This window comes from Bacteroidia bacterium, assembly GCA_019695265.1.
In the GTDB taxonomy this organism is placed as follows: domain Bacteria; phylum Bacteroidota; class Bacteroidia; order JAIBAJ01; family JAIBAJ01; genus JAIBAJ01.
Genome location: JAIBAJ010000057.1, coordinates 1 through 22,744, shown reverse-complemented (window position 1 = coordinate 22,744; position 22,744 = coordinate 1). Strand labels below are relative to the sequence as shown.

At 37.2% G+C, this 22,744-nt stretch carries 16 protein-coding genes and 1 tRNA gene; all 17 read right to left on the bottom strand.

Features of this window, described 5'->3' with window-relative positions:
- The coding region (locus K1X82_09510) for a PKD domain-containing protein (GenBank protein MBX7182337.1) at positions 1–2,009 on the bottom strand (2,009 nt) is incomplete at its 3' end.
- A 74-nt stretch (positions 2,010–2,083) separates the two neighbouring features.
- Complete coding sequence (locus K1X82_09505; GenBank protein ID MBX7182336.1) at positions 2,084–3,175, bottom strand: DUF819 family protein; 1,092 nt, start codon at positions 3,173–3,175, stop codon at positions 2,084–2,086.
- Between the two features lie 56 nt (positions 3,176–3,231).
- On the bottom strand, positions 3,232–5,454 hold the full coding sequence (locus K1X82_09500) for a response regulator (GenBank protein MBX7182335.1): 2,223 nt from the start codon (positions 5,452–5,454) through the stop codon (positions 3,232–3,234).
- A 437-nt stretch (positions 5,455–5,891) separates the two neighbouring features.
- Positions 5,892–6,386 carry a DUF4199 domain-containing protein gene (locus K1X82_09495; protein ID MBX7182334.1) on the bottom strand — a complete coding sequence of 165 codons (495 nt, stop codon included), beginning with the start codon at positions 6,384–6,386 and terminating at the stop codon, positions 5,892–5,894.
- Between the two features lie 5 nt (positions 6,387–6,391).
- A complete protein-coding gene (locus K1X82_09490; protein ID MBX7182333.1) occupies positions 6,392–6,907 on the bottom strand; it encodes a hypothetical protein in 516 nt (171 codons plus the stop codon).
- A 36-nt stretch (positions 6,908–6,943) separates the two neighbouring features.
- The gene (locus K1X82_09485) at positions 6,944–8,338 is read right to left on the bottom strand and encodes a DUF5106 domain-containing protein (GenBank protein MBX7182332.1); all 1,395 of its coding nucleotides are present in this window, start codon (positions 8,336–8,338) and stop codon (positions 6,944–6,946) included.
- Between the two features lie 102 nt (positions 8,339–8,440).
- Complete coding sequence (locus K1X82_09480; GenBank protein MBX7182331.1) at positions 8,441–8,917, bottom strand: hypothetical protein; 477 nt, start codon at positions 8,915–8,917, stop codon at positions 8,441–8,443.
- Positions 8,918–10,573: a urocanate hydratase gene (gene hutU / locus K1X82_09475; protein ID MBX7182330.1), complete on the bottom strand. Its 1,656-nt coding sequence runs from the start codon at positions 10,571–10,573 to the stop codon at positions 8,918–8,920.
- 246 nt (positions 10,574–10,819) lie between these two features.
- The gene (locus K1X82_09470; GenBank protein MBX7182329.1) at positions 10,820–12,124 is read right to left on the bottom strand and encodes a hypothetical protein; all 1,305 of its coding nucleotides are present in this window, start codon (positions 12,122–12,124) and stop codon (positions 10,820–10,822) included.
- 88 nt (positions 12,125–12,212) lie between these two features.
- The gene (locus K1X82_09465; protein ID MBX7182328.1) at positions 12,213–14,207 is read right to left on the bottom strand and encodes a T9SS type A sorting domain-containing protein; all 1,995 of its coding nucleotides are present in this window, start codon (positions 14,205–14,207) and stop codon (positions 12,213–12,215) included.
- Positions 14,208–14,399: 192 nt separating this feature from the next.
- Entirely contained in the window at positions 14,400–15,605 is a 1,206-nt protein-coding gene (locus K1X82_09460) for a glycosyltransferase (GenBank protein ID MBX7182327.1), read from the bottom strand.
- A 246-nt stretch (positions 15,606–15,851) separates the two neighbouring features.
- Positions 15,852–17,111, bottom strand: coding sequence for an NAD(P)/FAD-dependent oxidoreductase (locus K1X82_09455; GenBank protein MBX7182326.1), 1,260 nt, complete (start codon positions 17,109–17,111; stop codon positions 15,852–15,854).
- 560 nt (positions 17,112–17,671) lie between these two features.
- Positions 17,672–17,745, bottom strand: a tRNA-Asn gene (locus tag K1X82_09450).
- Between the two features lie 80 nt (positions 17,746–17,825).
- Positions 17,826–19,190: an aldehyde dehydrogenase family protein gene (locus K1X82_09445; protein ID MBX7182325.1), complete on the bottom strand. Its 1,365-nt coding sequence runs from the start codon at positions 19,188–19,190 to the stop codon at positions 17,826–17,828.
- A 147-nt stretch (positions 19,191–19,337) separates the two neighbouring features.
- Positions 19,338–20,462: a hypothetical protein gene (locus tag K1X82_09440; protein ID MBX7182324.1), complete on the bottom strand. Its 1,125-nt coding sequence runs from the start codon at positions 20,460–20,462 to the stop codon at positions 19,338–19,340.
- Between the two features lie 49 nt (positions 20,463–20,511).
- Positions 20,512–21,810, bottom strand: a complete 1,299-nt coding sequence (locus K1X82_09435) for a hypothetical protein (GenBank protein ID MBX7182323.1) — start codon at positions 21,808–21,810, stop codon at positions 20,512–20,514.
- A 3-nt stretch (positions 21,811–21,813) separates the two neighbouring features.
- The gene (locus K1X82_09430) at positions 21,814–22,407 is read right to left on the bottom strand and encodes a redoxin family protein (protein MBX7182322.1); all 594 of its coding nucleotides are present in this window, start codon (positions 22,405–22,407) and stop codon (positions 21,814–21,816) included.
- Positions 22,408–22,744 lie beyond the last annotated feature (337 nt).

Genomic DNA, 22,744 nt, shown 5'->3' with positions numbered 1-22,744 from the left:
ACCGTATGAATTACCGTATATTGCCCGGTTGATGCATAGGTATGATGAGGATCTGACAAGGTGGACGTGACACCATCTCCAAAATCCCAAAAATAGGTATCAGGTAAAATTGAAGTATCATTGTAAAAAACTGTCAAAGGTGCCGTGCAATCCTTGCTATAAGTAAAACGATTGACCGGGGCAAGCAAATAGAGAAATGAATCCCTGGATAAAGTATCATAACAACCATTGTTTCCAGCAATTAAGCCTACGCTAACATACCCTGTATCATCCAAACCCAGCAAAGGATTCTGCAAATTAGATATCACGATTCCATCCAAACTCCAAATCCATTGATTAGCACCCGTGGACAGATCTGTAAACTGAGCAGAAGTTCCAGCGCAAATAGAATTATCAGCAGTAGCAAAATTGGCCACAGGTTTAGTGTAAGAACTTATTAATGTTGGATATGTATAGGTCGCATTACAACCTTGAGAATCCGTTACATCTAAACTAATTTGATAACTTCCAGGTAACCCGTAAGTATGTCCAGGATTTTGAACTGAACTGTTTGTCCCATCTCCAAAATTCCAATTCCAGGTTGAAATAGGGAAAGGTCCACTACTTTGATCAGTAAAGCTAACAGAAACAGGAATACAAGGATAGTAGCTACTAACAGAAAGGTTAGCAACCGGGCCTCTGGTTACAATGTAATTATCTAACAACAAGGTATCCTTACATCCAATAGGATTTGTAACTATTAATTGAACATCAAATACACCTGAAGTATTATATATTCTCGTTGGGTCTTGAACGTTAGAAACTCCATTTCCTAGATTCCATTGAAAGCTTAAAGGACCGGTACCTGTACTTTGATTTGTATAATTTACAGTGAGAGGCGGCGCACAAGAATGAGTAATATCAGCGGTAAAACTTGCAACAGGACTCTCAGAAACAAAAATGTAACCGGGTTTGGTTATTTGGTCCACACAACTTGCATCATACCTATTTGTTAATGTTACAGAATAACTGCCGGGATTTGAATATGAATGAACGGGATTGGGTAAGGTGGATGTAGTTCCATCACCAAAATCCCAAACAACCGAACTGGGTATAGGAACGGTTACATTGGTAAAATGAATAGCAACACCTGCACAAACGGTGGTATCATCTGCAATAAAATTAGAATTTAAATTTCCTACAGCAGTTATATAATTGGTTTTTGATTCAGTATCTCCACAACCTGTAGTATAGGTTGCAGTAAGACTTACAGAATAATTTCCAGATGAGGCAAAAGTATGATTGGGATTGGATTGGGTAGAAGTAGTTCCATCGCCAAAATCCCAAAAATAGGTTGTAACACCGGAACCAGTTGTTTGATTTGTAAATTGTACATTAAAAGGTGCAGAACAAAGTACGGTATCATTGGCAACAAATCCTGCAACCGGAGCATTATTATTCACTTGAATAGATGCCGGGAAAGATTGGTTGGCAGAACAACCATTCTGATCTACCACTAACATAGAAACAGTATAATTTCCAGGCTGAGTATAGGTATGACTTGGATTTAATCCGGATGAAATGTTACCATCACCAAAATCCCAAATTACACTATCAACAATGGCCGAACCTATGGTAGAACTATTCAAAAAATCAACATCAAGTGGAGGACAACCTGCTGTTGGAGTTGCTGTAAAATTTGGTTGAGGCAATGTGAATACCGTTATATAATTTACTTGAACCTCTTGGTCAGCATTAATCCCATTCGAAACATTCAAAATTACGGTATAAGTCCCGGGTACGCTATAAAGTGCAGATGGATTGGGAGATGTAGACACATTACCATTCCCAAAATCCCATAAATAGCTTAAAGTACCGGAACCGGTACTAAGGTTTGTAAAATGAACCAGAAAGGTCCCACAACCACTTGTTTGGTCGGCGGAAAATGCAGCATTAACCTGGGAGAAGGACTTATTACCTAAACTCCAAAAAATACCAAAAAAAACAAAAATTCGGAGAAACTTGGACATTCTTGTACTGAACAAAAGTACAGCTAAAACCTTCATCTGCAATTAAAGTTTATACATTCATCGAATCCTACTTTTTAACCAAATGAATGTAGTATATAACTTAATGCTAATCCAACGTAATTTGCCAGTGCAAATCCTACCAAACCTGTAGTAATTCCTGAAACCACAATTTGCTTATTCTTCAAAACACTGGCAACAGGACCTATAAAATGAGGGCCAAAAATCCCAGCGGTAGAAGTTATTAAAGTTGTATCAGCATCTATCTTGAAAATTCGAGACAAGAAAAAATGGAATCCAATACTAGTCCATATAACCATAGTGTCGAACTGGAAAATAGAAATATTTCCTGAAATCAATTCATCAAATCTAGTTTGACTTCCCAGCCCTAAGCAAAAAACACAAATAAAATACTCCCCAAATTCATAGGTCTTTGGTAATTCTCTTACGGATTTTATAAATGAAAGTGCGATTGAAAGAGTAGAAACTGATAATAAAACAGGAATCATTTCTATTCCGCCTGCTACCAAAAAAGAAATTCCAATTGAACTACCAAAAACAAGAAGAGCCAGGCCAAACGAAACAATTAAACGTTTTACTGTTTGACCGAAAGACAATTCTAAACCAATTCTTCCATAGTGAAAGGTTTCATCTCTGGGATTATCCTTCATAGGAAAAAAACTGGGAAGAAACTGAAGCAAAAATCGTTGTGCTACCGTAAGCAATAATAAAAAATAGATTCCACTATTAAACACATCACTTGCTTGAGCAACAACCATGGTTTGTTCACTTGCTTCAGTCATTCGTCCAATAGCAATTAAATTTGGAGTACCTCCAATGTAAACACCCGTGAACATTCCGGCAATTTTCCACAATTCGGGATGCGACCCTTTAAAAACCAAATAGGCAATAAAAGAACAAAATACAACACTAACTATTTGCAATCCAAATGACAACATGGCTTTTCTAGCATATTTAAGCCATGAAACAAAATCAGTAGAAAACAAAAGCAAAGCAATGGCAACCGGCACCGAAAAATCCACCAGATTCTTGGATACTTCAGAGAAAAAAAATTGACTAAATAATTGAGAATATAAAAAACCAAATACATAGCTTAATGCCACAGGGCCTAATATCCCGGCAATTTTATTGCGTTTTACTAACTCCATTATAATAAATGGAAATAGCAACATCCCCGCATATTGAAATAGCATTCCTGTTGACATTATCCTTTGCTTATCCCTTCGGCTAAACTTAAATTAACAAGCTTAACTATTTTTCTTTTTAACTCACTTGGTTCAAAAGGCTTAGCTAGAAAATCATCTAATCCATTGGCAAAAAACTCTTCTACCTCCTGCCTGGTTACACTTGCAGTCATGGCACAAATTTTCATTTTATTTCTCGGCGAGGGAAAAACTTCACGTATCGTTTTGGTTGCAGTCATTCCATCCATTTCTGGCATTTGGATGTCCATTAAAACCAAATCATATTCCTTTGCATCTAATTTTTCTAATGCAATTTTGCCATTTTCTGCAAGTTCTACCTGAATCCCGGGAAATATCTCCTCTAAGGTATCCATTGCAACTATTTGATTAAATTCATTATCCTCTGCCAATAAAATTTTCAGTGGACGGTCTAAATTTAACTTTTCTTCATCTACAACAATTTTTGTTTTTTGCTCTTTGCCTAATTGGTAAGGTACTACAAAAAAGAAAGTACTTCCCTTTCCAAATTCACTTGTTACTTGTAAATTTCCACCATGTAACTCAACCAAATGCTTAGAAATAGTTAACCCCAATCCTGTACCTCCAAATTTGCGGCTTGTATCAGATGAAGCTTGACTAAAACTTTCAAAAATCTTATCAAGTTTATCAGAGGCAATACCAATACCACTATCAATAACTGAAAACCTAACCTTATGAATTTCACCTTCAACACCTTGGCTTTCAACCAAAATTCTTACGCTTCCCTTCTCGGTAAATTTAATAGCATTCCCCGCTAAATTTATTAAAATTTGGTTTAACCTAGTTTCATCACCCATTACAAACTTGGGAACCTCCGGCTTAAATTCCAATCTAAAATCTAACCCCTTCTCCTCTGCTCTAAATCGCAATATATTCCAAACATTCTCAACTGCTTCAGGCAAGCATATATTGACCTTTTCCAATTCCATTTTGCCTGCTTCAATTTTTGATAGATCTAAAATATCATTGATGATTACCAATAAATTATTAGCACTTTGCTTAATTGCCGCCAAATACTTTCCTTGCTGCTCATCTAATTTAGTGTTTAACAACAAATTGGTCATTCCAACAACAGCATTCATTGGAGTACGAATTTCATGACTCATATTTGCTAAAAACTGTTGTTTAAACTTTTCCGATTCAATTAACTTGTCTCTGGTTTCTATTAGCTCCTTGTTTGATTGTCTAAGCTCTGTATACGCTTTGTTAACTTTATCTAAAGACCTTTGCTTATAAACTGCTCTTCCATAAAAAAACAAAATAATAAGACCTAAAAAAATCAAACCTGCTAGTAAGATATTTCGCTTATTTGATTCTTTCTCCAAACTTAACTCTTTCTCTGTTAGGGCTGCATCACGTTGAATTTTTTCATTTTCAAGCAAAATTGTTTGACGCTCTAGCTCTTTCGAAATGGCCTCCAACGAATCTTTGGATGCAGAAACAGTCATTAAATCTTGTTCCTTTTTAATTTTCTCCAATTCTATTTCAGTCCTAACTTTTGCCATTTCAAGCTCCTTGGCCGTAAATTGTCGATACTGCTCATTTCTTTCTTCTATCATTTTCTTTAACTCCGCTTCCTTTCTATTCACCTCCTGCATCATTTTCATATTCATTATTTCATTTGCCTTTTGAGCCTTATGCAAAGAATCTTTTAAAGCAGAAACATCTGATAAGGTTTGAGCAATAATGGCTTTCTCACTTTTGCCCATCTTTTTAAAAACCTCTTCTTTTAATTTTGCGGTTTTTTCGTCACGCTCTATTTGTAAGCTAGCCTCGGCATATTTATAGGCATTGGTCAAATCACCTTTTGAATAATAAGCCCTTGCCTTTTTCCTTAATGGTATTGCAGTAGTCTTTGTCAATCTACCATTGTTATTTCTTAATTCTAAAGATTTATCATACCAAGCTAATGCATTTTCAACACGATTGGCAACCAATTCCATATCACCAATTTTATCGTAGGTATTTGCAACTTCCAATTTATCACCGGATTCCTCAAACAACCTTACTGCTAAGTCCAAATGTCGTTTTGCTTCTGAAAGTTGATTAATACTTGTTTGACATTGTCCCATAAAGGAATGTGCAAAGGCTTTTCCCTTTTTATTATTTTCTGATTCATATATACCTAGTGCACTCTCGAATTGCTTCAACGCTTTAAGAGGCTCATTTTTTAATTGATACAGATAACCTGTTTCTAAAAACACCTTGGCCCTTCCCCTATCATTTCCGAGTTTAGTATAGGCATCCATACTTTGATTAAAATATTTCAAAGCCTTATTATACTCCTTTTGTTTGGTTAATATTAATCCAAGGTCATTGGCAAAATTGGAAATTGAAGCATAATTCTTTAATGCTTCCGCCATTTCTAATCGTTTCATACGAATTTCCTTTGCCTTTTCAATTGGAAATCCCATAAACATATGAGGAACATTATTTAATTCCAATATTCCCTGCATTCCTTCAGTGGTTTGAAGATTATTTGCTAAAGAATCATCAGATGCTTTATCTATCGGTTCCTTTCCTCCAGTAGTGAAAAGAAATAAAAACAGAAGTAACTTCATACAACGTGTATTTAAACGGATTAAAAATAATCCTCAATTTTATAAAGAATTGGGCTCCAAAAAAAATAGAATGAAAGATTCTATGAACGTTTAATTAACCCTGAAATAGCAGCGGAAATAAATGAAAAAACCATCCCAACGAACATCATTCCAAAGGCAGCAGATGTCGCTTGATTTATTGGTTGAAAATGATTCAAATAAAAATCAACCATCTTCTTAAACTGCTGAGGATCCGGAGCATTTTTGTGAATCAATGCTTCATTTTCCATGACAAAATGAGCGCCAAACTCCGGATTTATTAAACCAAAATAAGCATAAGCAAAAATAGAAAACCAAAGTGTTGAAACAATTGAAGAACCTATAATAGGCCTAACCCTTTCCCAAAAAAGCAACTGATAATCGAACTTAAATTGATATACACTAGCAAATATTGGGACCAAGGCCACAATCCCTAACTCCATTAAGTTAGAAAAGGCCAAACTATTAAAATTAAACCGATCCGTAAAAAAAAGGAATAATTTAAATACTATTCCAATCAGCCCTCCAACTGTACCTACAATAACATAAGGTTTCATCCACGTTAGGCCTTAACCAAGGATGGTAATTTCTGTCCAACCAAAAAATAGCTTCCAAATAGTAAGTAAGTATAAAACATATCACTTACCAAGGTATTTGAATAAAATGGAATCGCAGCAGTAAAACATGTAATCAATCCTTGCAAATCTCTGGAATAAAATAAAAACCACATATGCAAGTTCGTTAGAATAAAAAACAAAATGGAGGATGCCACAGGAGCAAATAACACTTTTAAATAGGTCCTTTTAGATGTTTCATTTCCAATTCCATAACCAATAAACACAGTTAATGCGAAACTTAAATAAACCGACCCAATGGTTTCATGAAATCCTAAAAATAAGTCTGAAAGTACCATAGCTGCTAAAGGTGCAATAAATCCCATCAAGCGATTTGAAAACATTGCACCACCAAATAGAGCTAATGCTCCAATTGGCGAAAAGTTTGGGAAATGCGGAAGTAACCTTGAAACGGCTGCCAGCAGTATAGCTGATATATAAAACAAAGTGCGTTTTGAAACCATAGGGCAAAGATAATGGGAGTTTCTTTCGTTCGTATGTTATTTCGTTTCTTTTAGCAGTCTATCTATAAATGGTTTTAAATCCTCTGCGCCAATTCGTTTTGCTAAAATCTTTTTATCCTTATCTAACAAGTAAATTACGGGAGTACTGTAAATATCATAAGTCTTTTTATAGCCTGTCTTATTAAATAAATCCGCCACATTAAACCAGTTCAATTTCATTTCCTTAATTCCTTTCTTCCACAAATCCATTGTCTCTCCAAAATTGGTACAAACAGCAAATACTTCTACTCCCTTCGATTTGTACTCATTGTAAAATTCTAAAACCTTGGGAGTGATTTTTTTACAATGCCCACAATCCGGATCCCAAAAATATAAAATGGTATACTTTGCATTAAACTTGCTCAATGAAAAATTTGCTAAAAGGGTATCCTGAACCAATAAATCAGGGGCTGTTTTACCAATAAGAATCTTATCAAGCTGATCAGCTCTATCTACAATCTTCTTCAAAACTGTATCATTTACCCAAAATGCCTGACCGGTTTTATAATACTTTTTAACCATGTTTACAAAGATGGCGTCAGCACCCATTAAATTAGAAGTCTCATAGGTATTGGTCAACCAATAAACCAAGTACTTAAATACCTCTTTATTAGGCCTTCCTTTTTCCACCAAATATTCAGCATCTTTATTTAAAGAGTCGGGAGACTGTACCACCAACTTATCCATGTAATATTTAACCTTATTAGCAAATACCGGAGAACGCAACAATCTATCATCCGTAAAATCAACACCATCAAAATAATGGGCTTTATAATATCTGTAAGCAAAGGTTTGATCATCCTTATTAGGATTTTCAGGCACTTCAGGCTCTTGAGATGCCTTAAAAACCTTTGACAACATCATTTCCGGATGATCCTCTATAAACTTCAATTTATATTCTTTAACCTGTTTATCAATCTCTCCCATCTGTGCTTTAATGTTTTTAGCCGAATCGCCTTTCTCACTTACCTTCTTTAGTTGCTCTCTCAATGGCTCAATATCTTTTGACTTTTGGGTAATGAATCGTAAATACGAATAAAAAACTTCATTCTCTTTAGTGCCTTTGAAATGCATGTTTTGAGCAAAATCTGCTGTATCTGTTTCCAGAGAAAAGTTTTGCTCCTTGTCAACAATTATTTCAAAATACCTCTTTTTCGGAACTACCACCAAATAAATACCACCAGGTAATTTCTCCGCCCCACTAAATTCCAAATTCCCCATTGCATCGGCCTTGGCAGTATCTTTCAAATACTGTTTATCCCCAAAATAATAGGCTAAATAACAGGTAGAATCATTTGCTCCCTTAATTTTACACTTAATCTTATACCCGTCTGCTGCTTGCGCAGAAAAACCTAATACAATCAAAAACAGAAAAGTCAATTTATTCAACATAGGCAATTTGATTTTGGGCAAAAATAGAAACATAGTTCATCCATTTATGTATTAAACTTTGGTGCTTAACATTTTTTTAGCTCTAAATCCTTCCTAATTAACTTAGTTTTTGAAAATTCCGCGCTCTTCAGAATCCCTCCTATCAAAATCCTTGGACTTTTCATCTGACTTTCTCTTCAATTTTGAAAAATCCAATAAAAAAGTACGGTGATTTTCAAAAAACACAATGGTTATTGGTACAAAAACAATTACCACAGCAAGAGAATAAAATACAGGTACCATCCAAAATCCCCAAAATGTGAAAATTCTGGCATCATCCGGATTTCCAGTTTTATATCGTATCGGTAATTCATCCTTATACTTTACTCCATGATCAGAGTCCCATTCAATATAATAAGGTTGATTCTTTACGGAAAATTCTACTAAACGATAGTGCTGACCATTATACAAAACAAAGATAGCCTTTCCTGTTACCTCTTCTGTCCCAATCAGAAATAGAAACCTATTGAGAAGTATAAAAAAACCCAATAGAAGAAAACCGCTCCATAAAAATCTGGAGCGATTTACTAAAATCTTCATTTATTGTAAGTTTAATCTGAATTTTCGGGCAGTATCCAAAGCTATGTCATAACCGGCATCAGCATGCCTGATAACTCCCATCGCCGGATCATTATTCAATACTCGTTTAAGCCTTCGTGCAGCATCATCAGTTCCATCCGCAACAATAACCATCCCTGCATGAATCGAATAACCAATTCCAACTCCTCCACCATGATGCAATGAAACCCAACTTGCCCCCCCTGCTGTATTAATTAATGCATTTAATATTGGCCAATCGGCAATGGCATCTGAACCATCTTTCATTGATTCTGTTTCCCGATTAGGAGATGCAACAGAACCGGTATCCAAATGATCCCTTCCGATAACAATTGGTGCTTTAACCTTTCCCGATTTAACTAATTCGTTAAAGGCCAAACCGGCTTTTTCTCGTTCACCCATTCCTAACCAACAAATCCTTGCCGGTAATCCCTGAAATGCAATTCGTTCCTGAGCCATGGTTATCCAACGTCTTAAGCCCTCATTTTCAGGAAATAATTCCAAAATTAATTTATCAGTTTCATAAATATCCTGTGGATCTCCACTCAATGCAGCCCATCTAAATGGCCCTTTGCCTTCACAAAATAATGGTCTGATGTATGCTGGAACAAATCCTGGAAAATCAAATGCATTTTTCACTCCTTCCGCAAATGCCTGACCCCTTAAATTGTTTCCATAATCAAAGGTAATGGCTCCCCGTTTTTGTAACTCAAGCATCAATTCAATATGCTTGCACATGGTTTCTTTGCTTAACCTAATATATTCATTCGGATTTGTCTCCCTAAGGACTTTCGCTTCTTCTACACTCCAATTTTGTGGAAAATACCCCACCAATTCATCGTGCGATGAGGTTTGATCGGTTAACACATCCGGAACTATGTTCCGATCAACGAGTCTTTGCAACAAATCTACAGCATTACATACCACTCCAATGCTTTTATTAATCCCTTCCTTCTTATACTCTAAAGCCTTATCAATCGCAGCATCTATACTGTAAGAAATTTCATCACAATAACGGGTTTCAAGTCGTTTCAAAATTCTCCATTCCTCCATTTCAGCGGCCAGGCATACTCCTTCATTCATCGTAACCGCTAATGGCTGTGCTCCTCCCATTCCTCCTAGTCCTGCTGTTACAGATAGGGTTCCTTTTAAGCTGCCCCCAAAATGTTTCCTTGCAACTTCTCCAAAAGTTTCATAAGTGCCTTGAACTATTCCTTGAGAACCTATATAAATCCACGACCCGGCTGTCATTTGTCCATACATGGTTAATCCCTTTTGCTCCAACTCCCTGAAATTCTCCCAAGTTGCCCAATGTGGTACTAACATGGAGTTAGAAATAATTACTCTTGGCGCATCCTTGTGCGTTGGCAATATTCCTACCGGCTTTCCGCTTTGGACAAGTAAGGTCTCATCTTCATTGAGTTCTTTTAGAGACTTTACTATTAACTGAAATGCATCATGGTTTCTTGCCGCCTTTCCTGTTCCACCATATACTATTAAATCCTCCGGACGCTCTGCAACAGCAGGATCTAAATTATTGTGTAACATACGTAAGGCCGCTTCTTGAACCCATCCCTTACAATTTAATTGGGTTCCTGTCGGAGTTGCCGGAATGGTAGGTTTATTGGTCGAAATCATGAGGCAAATGTAATCCAGTTTTGTGCTAGACTACTTCTTTTAAATTCAAAATTTCTCCAAATTTAGCTTTTAAACTGTCCTTGCCGCTTCCTTATTAAGTAGTTTCAACCCTGAATCTAAGAATTCCAGGTTGGTTTCACAAAAAAAGAATATCCATTCCAACAAAGCTTAATTGCTTGTAAACATCCTTATCTAATTCCTAAATTAATTCCAAAGCCATTCAAATTTTAGCCCTTTGAAAAAGCATTAAATATACGCTCTATCTTTTCCTGATTCTTTAAACTGCTTTTCAACCTTTCTTTTTACCATATTCACAATCCACCTTTTGAAAGCCGGTATATTTTTCATCTTTGGGTTTTTCCCATGTTTTTTATATCGATCAAAAAAGTTCTTGGAGGCTAATACCGTAAAAGCTGCACATGTATTATGATCCAAATAATCACTCTCATTATCTAACTTAACCTTCGGAGCACCCATGCTTCTCATCCCTGCATAGGCCACTTCTGAATTTTTGTAATTCACCTCTTTATCACCTTTACAATAGCATAATTGAACCGGGGCTTCTGGTTTCCATTGGGTCAAATTGTTCTCTTCTAACCTTAGTCTAAATGAAAAACAAGGATCATTTACGTAATTATGAATATAATCGTCTCTAACTATATCCTTTGGAATCTTGGGCATTATTTTGTCCAACTCTGAATAAGACTTATTCCTTTCTTCCCCAAAAAAATTAGGAAGCAAGGTATCATAAGGTGCCTTAAAAACGCTGAAAGGATCTGACGAATCTAAAATATTGTAGGCCTTTTGATAGCTAATTAATAAATATGGTAAATAAAATGGCCTTGGATATTCCTGGAACATATATTTAGATTGCTCCCCTGTCATGTCATACGCACCAGACATAGGTGAAGACGCTGTAACTACAAACCTTGGATCCTTTGCTAACTCAATATATTTATGAGCAGCCATGGATGCATGACCACCTTGGGAATAACCGGTTAAAAACAATTGACCATTGGTTTGAATTTGCAGTTGTTGCTTTAACTCTTCCACTGCATAAAGCATATATAAAAAAGCCATGCCTTCACTCCAGGCATGTTGATATAAATGCTGACCATCCCCCTTTCCAATACCATAATAATCCGGGTACAAAGCCAAATACCTATCTGTGGCAAATCCCAAACAAATATTCTGCTGTGCATCATCATCCGTTATATTTCTACCCTTTCTAATCTCCGTTCCATGACCAAACATAACCGTTGGCACCTTCTTTCCTTCAACCTTTGGTATATAAACTATACCCGAGCAATTTATCCAGGTTGTACTGTCAATCCAAGGCGCTTTGTAAATAATCTCATAAATATCTACTCCACAATTGACAGGCAAAGCAATAGCCGGAATATGCTTCTTTTTCCATAATTCCTTGATACTCTTTTTGGTATGACTTTTTACAAGGGTGGTACTCACCAGGTACTTTTCAGGTACATTTTGAAAAGCTAGGGAATTAAAGGTAATTACTAGGCTGGCTAGTAGACTTAAAAAGGTCTTCATGAAATGATTTTGATTGGGCAGCATAAATACAAAAAAAGTGGATGCAAACCCCTGTCTGCAACCACTTTTATAATCTTTTAAGTAAAATTTATGGATTAACTTTTACCCACTTTTTAACTAGGCTCTCTCCTGCTCCTGAAAAAGTTATAAAATAGCTAGCTTCTGGCCATGAACTGGCCGGAATACTTACAATTCTTTGGTGCTGCAAAATTTGCTCTTGAAACAACACTCTCCCTAGTGCATCACTTACTCTAACTGTTAAAACCTCCGAGTGCTCCGGTAATTTCATATGCAACTCCTCGGTTCCGGGATTGGGAAATACCTGCCACATCCTATCCTCTCCTTTCCAATTTACACCTAATAAAGGTCCATAATCTCCTCTCCAGTCATAAGAAATGAAGGTGGTGTCAAACTGCACACTTGCGGAATACACCCATTGCGAATCAACCGGATCGTAATACCACGATTCGTTTACCAAACTTTGCTGTACCAAATTTTCAAATTGATCAAAACTGCCATACATTGCCGAATCTCCTACTACTATTACCCAGGTCTGAGCATCCGGATTAAAGCAAGTGGATATTCCCAACGTTTCTCCATAGCAACCTCTCCTTACCGCTACATAATTCCCATCTTGCCTACCCAATATCCACAAACTATCCTGGCGCTCCTCATCCAACTCTGCCGACGGCCAAAAAACGGATACTTCCGGATTGGTATCATTAAATGCTGCCAAGCCTTGAGTTTCAGGTCTATACATCAACAAAGCAACATTGTGCTTTTGTTCCACATAAGGTAAATCATTGTTCGAAGTCCTATCCATCCTATCTTCCCAATCAGCTTCTACCTTACCTGAGGCCGTTAAAACAGCCGAACGACCAATATTTGCCACACATGGCATTACCTGATAACCTTGCTTCCCCTTCCAAAAATCTTGAACCGATGAAAGGGTAATAGATCCATGTTTAAAAACTGCTACATCCTGTCCACAAATAACCGAACTCTTGGATATAGAACTTGCAATATTGGCCAAAAATGGAGCCTGCTCTACCGGCAAATCCTGAAACTGAGCAAATGGTAAAAACTCCGTATGTCCCCATAAATTGGAATCATTCACCAATGTAGCCGTTTCTATAGCAATATCCGGATGAAAATAGGCCCCGGAACTCCATTGAAACATGACCCGATCAGCAAAGGAAAGTACAGAATTAATTCCAATTCCATCCTGAAGGGTATGACCAATGGAATTAACAACATCCAACTGGGGTGTCCAACTCTGAATAACCTCATCAACCACCAAACTGCTGGTTGCTAAAAAACCGCCTGAATGACTTACCCCATCTGGAATAGGCCCCATACCAGTCAATAAATAGATTAAATGACTGTGATTTTGACCCCAAGCCGATTTATACTTTCCATAATAATTGCGTCCGGCAGCCGGAAAATATACACCCTGATCATTGGTTAACATCAAAATCTCACTCAGTAATCGCTTTGCAGCCTGACCCGATAAACTCTTCAAAGTTGAATCCTGGGCATAATCCGATAAATTCAATAGCCCCGAAAGACAATAAGGAAGATAAGTAGATGAATAAAACTCATAAAACCCATATTGAATCTTTAGTTCTAAAAAATGCTTCAAGCGCCCATACAAACGATCATCTATCGGTTTTCCATATTTTTCATGCATTAACCAATCCGAACTCATCCACATACACATATGATTTTCAGACCAATATTGCCTGGTTGTTTCCCCATCGTGCAACCAATAAGGAATCGAATTAATGACCGGCAATATGGCCGAATCATATTCTCCATTGGTCAAATACAAAACCCGAATTAACTTCACTAAAAAGAAATCAATGTTTTCGTTAGAAGTTATTCCGGACAATAAATGGTTTACCTCATTCATATTTACTGCCTGTCCTAAATATGCTTGAACCGTTATCGCTGTTGAATCTCCGGCAAGCCCGGCAGCCAAATAAGCTTGTCGCCTAGACTCAAAATCAGCCGTTTGAGATTGAACATTCGAAAAAATCATGGCCAAAAAAGCCAAAAAAAGTGCTTTGTAAATTGATTTCATGCAGGGTAATTACTCGGGGTGAATATAGTAAAAATGAATAAAACGTTAAGAGATTGATTCCTTTTGTTTATTTTTGGAAACGATGGTTCAACTTCCAACCAATCACCTGCCCCGCTATCCGTTCCAATTCATTGCCAACACACTAAGCCTTTCAATGAATTTCCACTGCTATCGGGTTTAGCTTAGAAAGGTTCATCTCTTTGTAGCTACACCCTTCTCCTCCAGCAATTGTGCATATAAGCGGTCCATGTCCTTTACCAGGCGGGTATAATGAAAATTGTCCTTAACAAAATCCCAGCCATGCTCCGACAATTCCAGTCGTTTACTTTCATTTTCAACCAATTGCTTTAAATGGGAAGTAAAACCTTCTAAGTCGCCAGGTTCTGTTAACAAGGCAGTAACTTGTTCTTTTACCACGTTCTTAATTCCTCCAACCTTGGTCGAAACAATTGGAATACCGGCAGCCTGGGCTTCTATTAAACTTACCGGAGTGCCTTCATTTAACGAACATAAGGTAACAATGTCGCAACCGGCATAAACCCAATCTACATCCTTAATCCAAGAGGTAAAGGTGATATCTGCCGTGTTGATTTTTTCATTGGAATAACTTAATCCGGCATCTAGAATCAGGTTCTCAATAGCTGTCCTTTCTTCTCCATCTCCCACAATAAAAAGTTTAAAGGGATGATTGGTTTGTTCTTTTAATTTCTGAATAACCTTTATCAGAAATCCATGATTTTTAATAGGAACAAGGCGGCCAACAATACATATTGCAATGGTATTGTCTTCTAATCCATATTCTTGACGAAAGGCCAGGCGCTTGGCCTCGGTGTGATCATTGAACTTGGTTAAATCGAAACCTAAAGGAACTATAGCAATTTTGCTTTTCGAACAAATGGCGTGTTCTTCACTAAGCTCATTAGCCTGGCATTCGCTAATGGCAATGACCCGGGTTGATCGATTGGCTAAGTAACGTTCAATGGTCTTGTAGAACTGTGTTTTAGCCTTTCCAAAATAGGAATGAAACACATGTCCATGAAACGTATGCAAAACCACCGGTACACCTTCATGGATAGCAGCTAAACGACCAATTGCCCCTGGCTTGGAGGCATGGGTATGAACGATATGAGGTTTAAATTCCCGAATTATTTCCCTAACCCTCCAATAAGCTTTCCAATCCATTTTGGGATCAATTTCTCTTTTCATTTCAGGAACTATGGTTGGATGCAAACCGAGGTTGGTTAGGATATAATCCGAACTATCTTCACCTTCATCTAAACTGCCTCCGATGAGCAGCGTTTCGTAGTTTTCCAGATACCTGGTTAGGTAGGCAACATTAAAAGTTGGGCCACCAATATTAAAGCGGTTGGCAATACGAAGCACCCTTGGTTTTGACATGCGGCGAAAATAAGAAAATACATGTTTCCTTGAATTTTTCAGGTAGGTGCGGTGGTTTGAAATGCTAATACTCGGGATTGCTCAAATTTTTGTTCGAAGCGCCGGGTAGGGATAGAGGCAAATACCCCACAGGACCACGCAGCTTTAGCAAGTGGGACGAGGAGTATGGCCGATAGCCCGACCCGAGCCTAACAAAAATTTGGGAAAAGTGAAAATTTAATGCGAGGGGACCCGCCAAATAAAAAACTAAGAAACTAATTTTCTCAACCAACGCCCCAACCAACGAACCGGCATTTTAACCACTAAAACCACCGGATATTTTGTGTACATGACCTCAAAAGCCAATTCCTCAATCCATTTATAACCAAAAAAAGTATTCATTATAAAAAAGATAAAACTCGGATATTTCATAGCCCAGGAACCAACTTTACCGGTAATCCGAACGGAAGAAAACAGGTTATAAACCTCGGTCTGGTAAGGAAATAACATGGTTTGAGAAAAATCATTTTTGGAATATGCTTTAGCAATATGATTGGCTGCCACTTCGGCACTTTTCATAGCATGCCCAATTCCATTCGCGGTTAAAGCATCATTAAAACCGGCGGCATCACCCACCAGGAGGAAATGGTCGCCACAAACCGGACGTTTTTCAATTCCTAAATGGTAGCCATGCCCCAATGGTTTACGAATTTCTACAGCATGTTCAAACCGCTTTTTCAAAACCGGCTGAGATTGAATGGCTTCATCTAATACCTTTCTGATATTAACCCCATACTTTTTACGTACGTCGTTGTGAATTGAAATATTGACATTAACCACCCCGTTTCCTACCGGTTGAATATAAAGTCCACCGGATTGCAAACCGGAAAGCACGTAACATTCAGCTAATCCGGTGTTGGAAATACCTTCAACCTGTGTAAAATAACTGGCAATACCCGAGGCATTTTCACCTTTATCGAGGTTCCAATTGGTTAATTGACGAGTTAAATTCGAATTAAACCCATTGGCCACCACCAACATATTGGTGTTTAGTAAAGGCTCATCGAGTTGATTAAAAAGCTTAAAGCCATTTGCTACCTTTTCTACCCTTTTCACCTCTGTTTCCTCCATTACCGTGATGCATTTCTCTCTTTTAGCAAACCGCATCAACACCTGATCAAAATCCAATCTTCGAATTCCTATACAGGAATCAAGGCCCAGCAATTCGTTGGATTTGGAGTTAAAAGGTATATATATTTTTTTGCCGTTTGGAGCGTACAGATTTACCCCTGAAATAATTTGTTTTGCCGAGCGAAATTCAGGTTCGTCAAGTATGGCAGGATTAAGTCGGTGCAGGCTTTTAATGGCCACCGAAGGAATAGATTCACCGCAAACCTTGTCGCGAGGAAATATGGCCTTATCAATGAGGGTGCAAGGAATACCTAGTTTTGCCAATTGCAATGCCGTATATGTACCACCCGGTCCGGCGCCCACAATGCAAATTGTATGAAAACTCTCGTAGCTCAAGGAGTCCAAAAGTATCAAATAAGGAAACAAGATAAACCCAAAATTGTCATTTGAAACGAAGTGAACAAATGACAAGCGCGATGGGATGTGGGATGATTTGGGTTAATCCCGAGCTAGTGTTAGTTAGTGCCGAGGAAACAAAATGTTAGTCCTACTTTACAAGAAATATTAACTCTTAATAGGACTTACATTTTGTACTCTCGGTATTCTTTCAAACTTAGGAATATGCCGAGGATACATTATGTTATAACAATTTTACATAAGAAAACTAAAATATAAATTGATATTACATAATGTTCTCTCGGTAAAGATTACTTGAAAACCATCCTATCACTTGTCTCGAAACGTAGTTTAAAATTTCTATTGACAATTTTGGGAGAAAATGATTCATTTGTAAATGCAGGGGAATATTATAGGTTGTATATTTTATTGTGTTGCAAGTGATATAAAACACAAAATCAATGACAAGAAATACGGAAAGAATTACCGGAAAAACAGAATATAGAAGGGAAACAGAATGTATAAAAACAAAAAAGGCCAACTTTTCAGTTGACCTTTTGCTCCCCCTGCTGGACTTGAACCAGCGACCCTCTGATTAACAGTCAGATGCTCTAACCAACTGAGCTAAGGAGGAATTTTGCCCTCAATCGTTCGATTTTGGGAGTGCAAAAATAGATGAAAAATCATTCAATTTACACTTTCCTAAAATTTTTTTTATCCTCTTAAATGATAGGCTTTAGGATGAGTAAAAGCACGAATGCCTATGTGCGACAAGGTGGCACCGATTCCGGAGTTTTTGCGACCGCTCCAGGGTAAACCTGCGCTAACCCGATCACAACAATTCCAATAAACTGTTCCGCTATTCATTTTCTCCATAATGGCTTGTGCCCTTTCAGCACTGGAAGAATAAACCGCTGAGGTTAAACCATAATTGGTATCTTCCATGAGGGCAATGGCTTCGGAATCATCTTTTACCTTTTGAATTCCGATAATAGGACCAAAACTTTCCTCCATCATTACACTCATCTGATGGTTTACTTCCGTTAAAACTGTTGGTTCAAAGAAATAGCCTTTTCGGTTTATTCTATTTCCTCCAACCAAAATATTGGCACCTTTATCCAAGGCATCTTTTACCTGAAACTCTAGAAAATCAACTTGATCTTTGCGTGTAAGAGGCCCCACATCCATCTTTCCATCCTCCGGACCACCAACTTTCAGGGCTGAAGCTTGCTTTTTAAATTCAGAAACAAAGTCATCATATATTTTTTCATGAACATAAACCCTTTCTACTGCACAACAACTTTGCCCGGTGTTATAAACCACTCCTTCCAAAACTGCTTCTACGGTATTGTTAAGGTTAGAAATATCATCTGCAACATATAATGGATCTTTACCACCCAATTCCAATTGACAAGGAACCATTTTAGGAGCTACACGTTCGTAAATATACTTTCCTGTTCTATAGCTTCCGGTGAAGAAATAACCATTGAAAGGCAAGTTAAGAAGAGTTTCCCCAACTTCTTTTGCACCAATAGCAATTTGAAATGCACTGTCAGGCAAGCCGGCTTTTTTAAACAATCGGGCAATATTAAGTCCGGTTAGGGTTGAAAATTCAGAAGGTTTATACATAACGGTGTTACCTGCAATTAAAGCAGGAATAAACACATTTACTCCAACCAAATACGGATAATTCCAGGCAGAAATATTAGCAATTACCCCCAATGGCTCATAAACAATTTTCTCTCGGGTACCACCCTCCGGTGTTATCCATTCTTCGGCTAAATATTTTTCAGAATTTTCAATAAAAAACTTAATCCTTGCTTTGGCACCGTTTACTTCATTGAGTGATTGCCAAACCGGCTTACCCACCTCCGAACTCAAATCGTTAGCCAAGGATTCCTTTTCAAGTTCCAACAAATCGTAAAACTTTTGTATGATGGAGATACGTTCCTGTATAGGAGTACCCTTCCAATTTGGTTGAAAGGATTTTAATAATTTAAACTTGGCTTCAATACCGGATGTGGTATCTTCAATTACTTCTTTTAGAATGGCTTCTGTGGAGGGGTTTACTAATTTCATGCGAATAAATGCTAGAAAAATGGGAGTTGTTTAAAATACCGGGCAAAGGTAATGCAAGGGTTGAAGGAAAAAGCTATGAAAAAGCCAAACCAACTTAATTATTCAAAAAAACACCCTTCAAATTCAAATCTAGGCAAGCAATTTAACCTAAGGCAAAAAAGGATTACTAAATGCTTTGTTATGAATAAAGGCAGTATCTTCGGTTAGCAATAAAAAGCCTTTCAATTCTTCCTTTTCTTGTGGTGTAAGGTTAAATCGAATAGGCTTTCCATTCTCCTTTAAAATTGGATCCAGATTAGGATGATTTTCAATTCCTGTGCTGTAATGGTCTATTACTTCATCAATGGTTTTATACCTTCCATCGTGCATATAAGGGGGTGTTTTAAATAAATTTCGAAAGCTCGGTACTTTAAACTTCCCAATATCCTTCTCATTTTTGGTAATTGCCCCTAATCCTAAATCTTTGGAAACCGAATCCAATCCATTGCATTTCATCTGACCCTCGTCGCCCATAAAATTCTTATCATGACACTGAATACAAACGGTATACACGTGTAAGGAACGTTCAGAATAGGCTATTTTTTTTTCCGAAGATTTAAAGGCATTCATTAAAAACAATTCTTTCGAATTTAAACTGCGCTCAAAGAGGTTCACCATCACTTCAAAATCACTTTGAACACTGGAACCGGAACGATGTTCATCAATTACCCGGTTTTTAGGATCCTGAAAAACCCTATCCATTGGAGAAGATTTAGATTCAAGTGCTTCAATAAAACATACTAAAGAAGCCTTTATTTGTAAGGTATCTACCAAATCAGTACCAAAGGCATCGTGAAATAATCGCTTATAAACTGGATCGGCATTCAGGCGGTTGACAATGGTTTCCAGGTTACCACCCATCTCTTTGGGATGTCGAATTGGGATAAAAACCTGATCTTCTAACTTTTTCACCCGACCATCCCAAAAAAAGAATTTATTATGTTTCAAATTTGCCAAAGGCATCGAATGCCTGGTAATGGTTTGTCCATTTATTCCCTTGCTTAGTTTAGCTGTATCCGAAAACGCAAATTCCTGAATATGGCAAGAAGAACAGGATACTTGTTTATTCCCTGAGAGTATGGGGTCATAAAACAACCTACGGCCAAGTTCAAAAACTTTGGCATTAGTAGGAAGTTCCCCCATTTTAAGCCTATTTTCTCCAATAGATTGCAAAAAACGGAAGAGTAATCCAAGGCTTAAGGTGAGAAAGAATATGGCTACAATTTTTTTCATTCTGAATACGAATTCAAATTATACTCGGAAAAGGCTAACGGATGACAAATTAATCGGAAGGGTATTCAATTGGAAGTTTTTCATCCCCTTCCTGATAAGGAACATGGTATAAAAACAACTCCATCATTTCCTGATCTGCCTCAAATGAATAATGCGTATCCTTAGGCGGAACATGAGGATTTTCAGGATTTTGGGAGGTATTGTCATAGGTAACGAAGTAATGAATCACAGACCCCGATGGAATTATTTCAAACTTCTTAAATTTATAAATAAACTGCCAGTTAAAATCCCACTTAGGAATATGTAACAAAGGAATGGTATCCTTGGCCGGAGTAACGACATAGGCTAACATGGATTGAGCCAAATGGTGAGCGTGAACCAATAAACTAAAAGCCGATATCTTTTCTTTTATTACTTTCTTGCAATGCAAGGTTATTACAGAATCAGCCGGCAAGTAGAAACTACCTTTAACCAAATCTCGATGTCCGTGCACATCAATAGTCTTACAAATCCTGGCATTTTTTATGGATTTTGATTCATGGATATAAAATACAGTTGAATCGGTTTCCTCAATAGGAGTTGCGGCATAATGCATTAAATAAAACATACTGGAACCCTTTGGAATTTTAGCACAAATGCCTTTTGGAAATTCTTCAAATAATTCACCTGGTAACCAACCTGTAAGGTAAGAGTAGGTGGTTAATCCCGGTATTCTTCCCTCATAGTTTTGACCGGGAATTTGCTCATTTCCTGCTATCCTTAAATCAGGAATTTCCATACCAATGGAATCAAAGAAAACTTCGGTATGATGCACAATGTTTCTATTACCCGGTTTCCATTCAAACCTTGAAGCATAAACATCTCGATTAAACTTGGTTTGAACATAAAATCGCTTAAATATATCCTTATTTAGATCCTTTACCGTATAAGGTCTAACCATTGGCAAAGTCCAGGTAGTATCCAATGTATATGGTTGGGCTTTAACTATATTCTTCTTTACTTCCTGACGTTTACCTTCTTCACATCCATTCTGAATCCACTTTCTAAAGGTTTCAATCTCCTGCTTGCTTAATACATTTTGGTTAATAAAGCAGCGATAGGAAGTATCTGCAGCCCAAGGTGGCATAATTCTATTCTCTACCACGTTTAAAATAAAATTGGCCCTTTTCTGTGCTGAGAAATAATCAGTTAAAGCAAATGGACTAAATCCATTTTCAAAATGACATAGCGTGCAATGCTTATCAAGTATTGATCTTACCTGGCCCCAGTAAGTAACATGCTTAGTTTGAGAAAAAGATATTAAACCAAAGCTTAATAAAAAAATTAGTATAGTTACCTTTTTCCACATGGTTTATCGAATAAAGCAGCCCATGGCCCGGGTAGTTTGGTACTTAAGCGGAATATCTTTTACAAAGTTTCTTAGATTATCTTCCAAATACAATTCAGTAGCCTTACTTCTCCTCCTTCCAAGCGAATAAAACCAATTATCAACCAATCCTTGATAAATAATTGAATTAGATTTATCTAGGATAAATACCTCTGGTGTAATACTTGCTTTTAAATAGGTAGTTAGGACCAAATCAGGATCAATAAAAACTTGCATTTTGAGCTTATTTCGTTTCAGATACGGAAGAATTTTGGTCTCATTGTATTTTATCCCTGGAAAAACCCCAATGAATGTAACCTCCTTTAAACTATCAACCAGGTCCGTCAGATGGTTATAAGTATGCGCATATTTCTGACACATCGGGCATTCCGGATCCAAAAACAAAACAACAATACCTTTTGCTCCGGAATGGGTTTGCAAAAAAGTAATAGGATTTTTGCCTACCTGCTTTAATTGTTGGGAAAAGGCAAACTGTCCAGAAACCAAAACGAGTAATCCGGATAATAAAACCTTAAACAAAATTAATCGGAAACTACTATTGGAAAATGAACCATCCATATCCATACATCTTAATCGAAATATTTACAAAGATAAGGCATTTTCTCCCCTCGATAAGAAATTACGACACATACCCTAAAAGAGCCATTTCAATCAAAAACTTATAGAAATTTTATAAGAGCCAAACATCTGTATAGGTTGTAACCATACTTATTATAAACATTCTATTGAAAAACCGTCCAATGAAAAATTGGAAACAATTCCCACATCCCAAATGAAAACGAACGAAATACTACTAGCTACAGAATACTGAAAACGGTTAATTTTGAAGAATCCAATAGTTTAAAATTTTAATTAGGCGGGCCCCCTCCGCCCAACAATCTAAATCCTTAACCTA

Excerpts from the sequence above, each read along its gene's own strand:
- K1X82_09430 (MBX7182322.1), bottom strand. The coding sequence starts at position 22,407 with ATGGATGGTTCATTTTCCAATAGTAGTTTCCGATTAATTTTGTTTAAG.
- K1X82_09485 (MBX7182332.1), bottom strand. The coding sequence starts at position 8,338 with ATGTTGAATAAATTGACTTTTCTGTTTTTGATTGTATTAGGTTTTTCT.
- K1X82_09505 (MBX7182336.1), bottom strand. The coding sequence starts at position 3,175 with ATGGAGTTAGTAAAACGCAATAAAATTGCCGGGATATTAGGCCCTGTG.
- K1X82_09480 (MBX7182331.1), bottom strand. The coding sequence starts at position 8,917 with ATGAAGATTTTAGTAAATCGCTCCAGATTTTTATGGAGCGGTTTTCTT.
- K1X82_09465 (MBX7182328.1), bottom strand. The coding sequence starts at position 14,207 with ATGAAATCAATTTACAAAGCACTTTTTTTGGCTTTTTTGGCCATGATT.
- K1X82_09490 (MBX7182333.1), bottom strand. The coding sequence starts at position 6,907 with ATGGTTTCAAAACGCACTTTGTTTTATATATCAGCTATACTGCTGGCA.
- K1X82_09435 (MBX7182323.1), bottom strand. The coding sequence starts at position 21,810 with ATGTGGAAAAAGGTAACTATACTAATTTTTTTATTAAGCTTTGGTTTA.
- K1X82_09470 (MBX7182329.1), bottom strand. The coding sequence starts at position 12,124 with ATGAAGACCTTTTTAAGTCTACTAGCCAGCCTAGTAATTACCTTTAAT.
- K1X82_09445 (MBX7182325.1), bottom strand. The coding sequence starts at position 19,190 with ATGAAATTAGTAAACCCCTCCACAGAAGCCATTCTAAAAGAAGTAATT.
- K1X82_09460 (MBX7182327.1), bottom strand. The coding sequence starts at position 15,605 with ATGTCAAAACCAAGGGTGCTTCGTATTGCCAACCGCTTTAATATTGGT.
- K1X82_09495 (MBX7182334.1), bottom strand. The coding sequence starts at position 6,386 with ATGAAACCTTATGTTATTGTAGGTACAGTTGGAGGGCTGATTGGAATA.
- K1X82_09440 (MBX7182324.1), bottom strand. The coding sequence starts at position 20,462 with ATGAAAAAAATTGTAGCCATATTCTTTCTCACCTTAAGCCTTGGATTA.
- hutU (MBX7182330.1), bottom strand. The coding sequence starts at position 10,573 with ATGATTTCGACCAATAAACCTACCATTCCGGCAACTCCGACAGGAACC.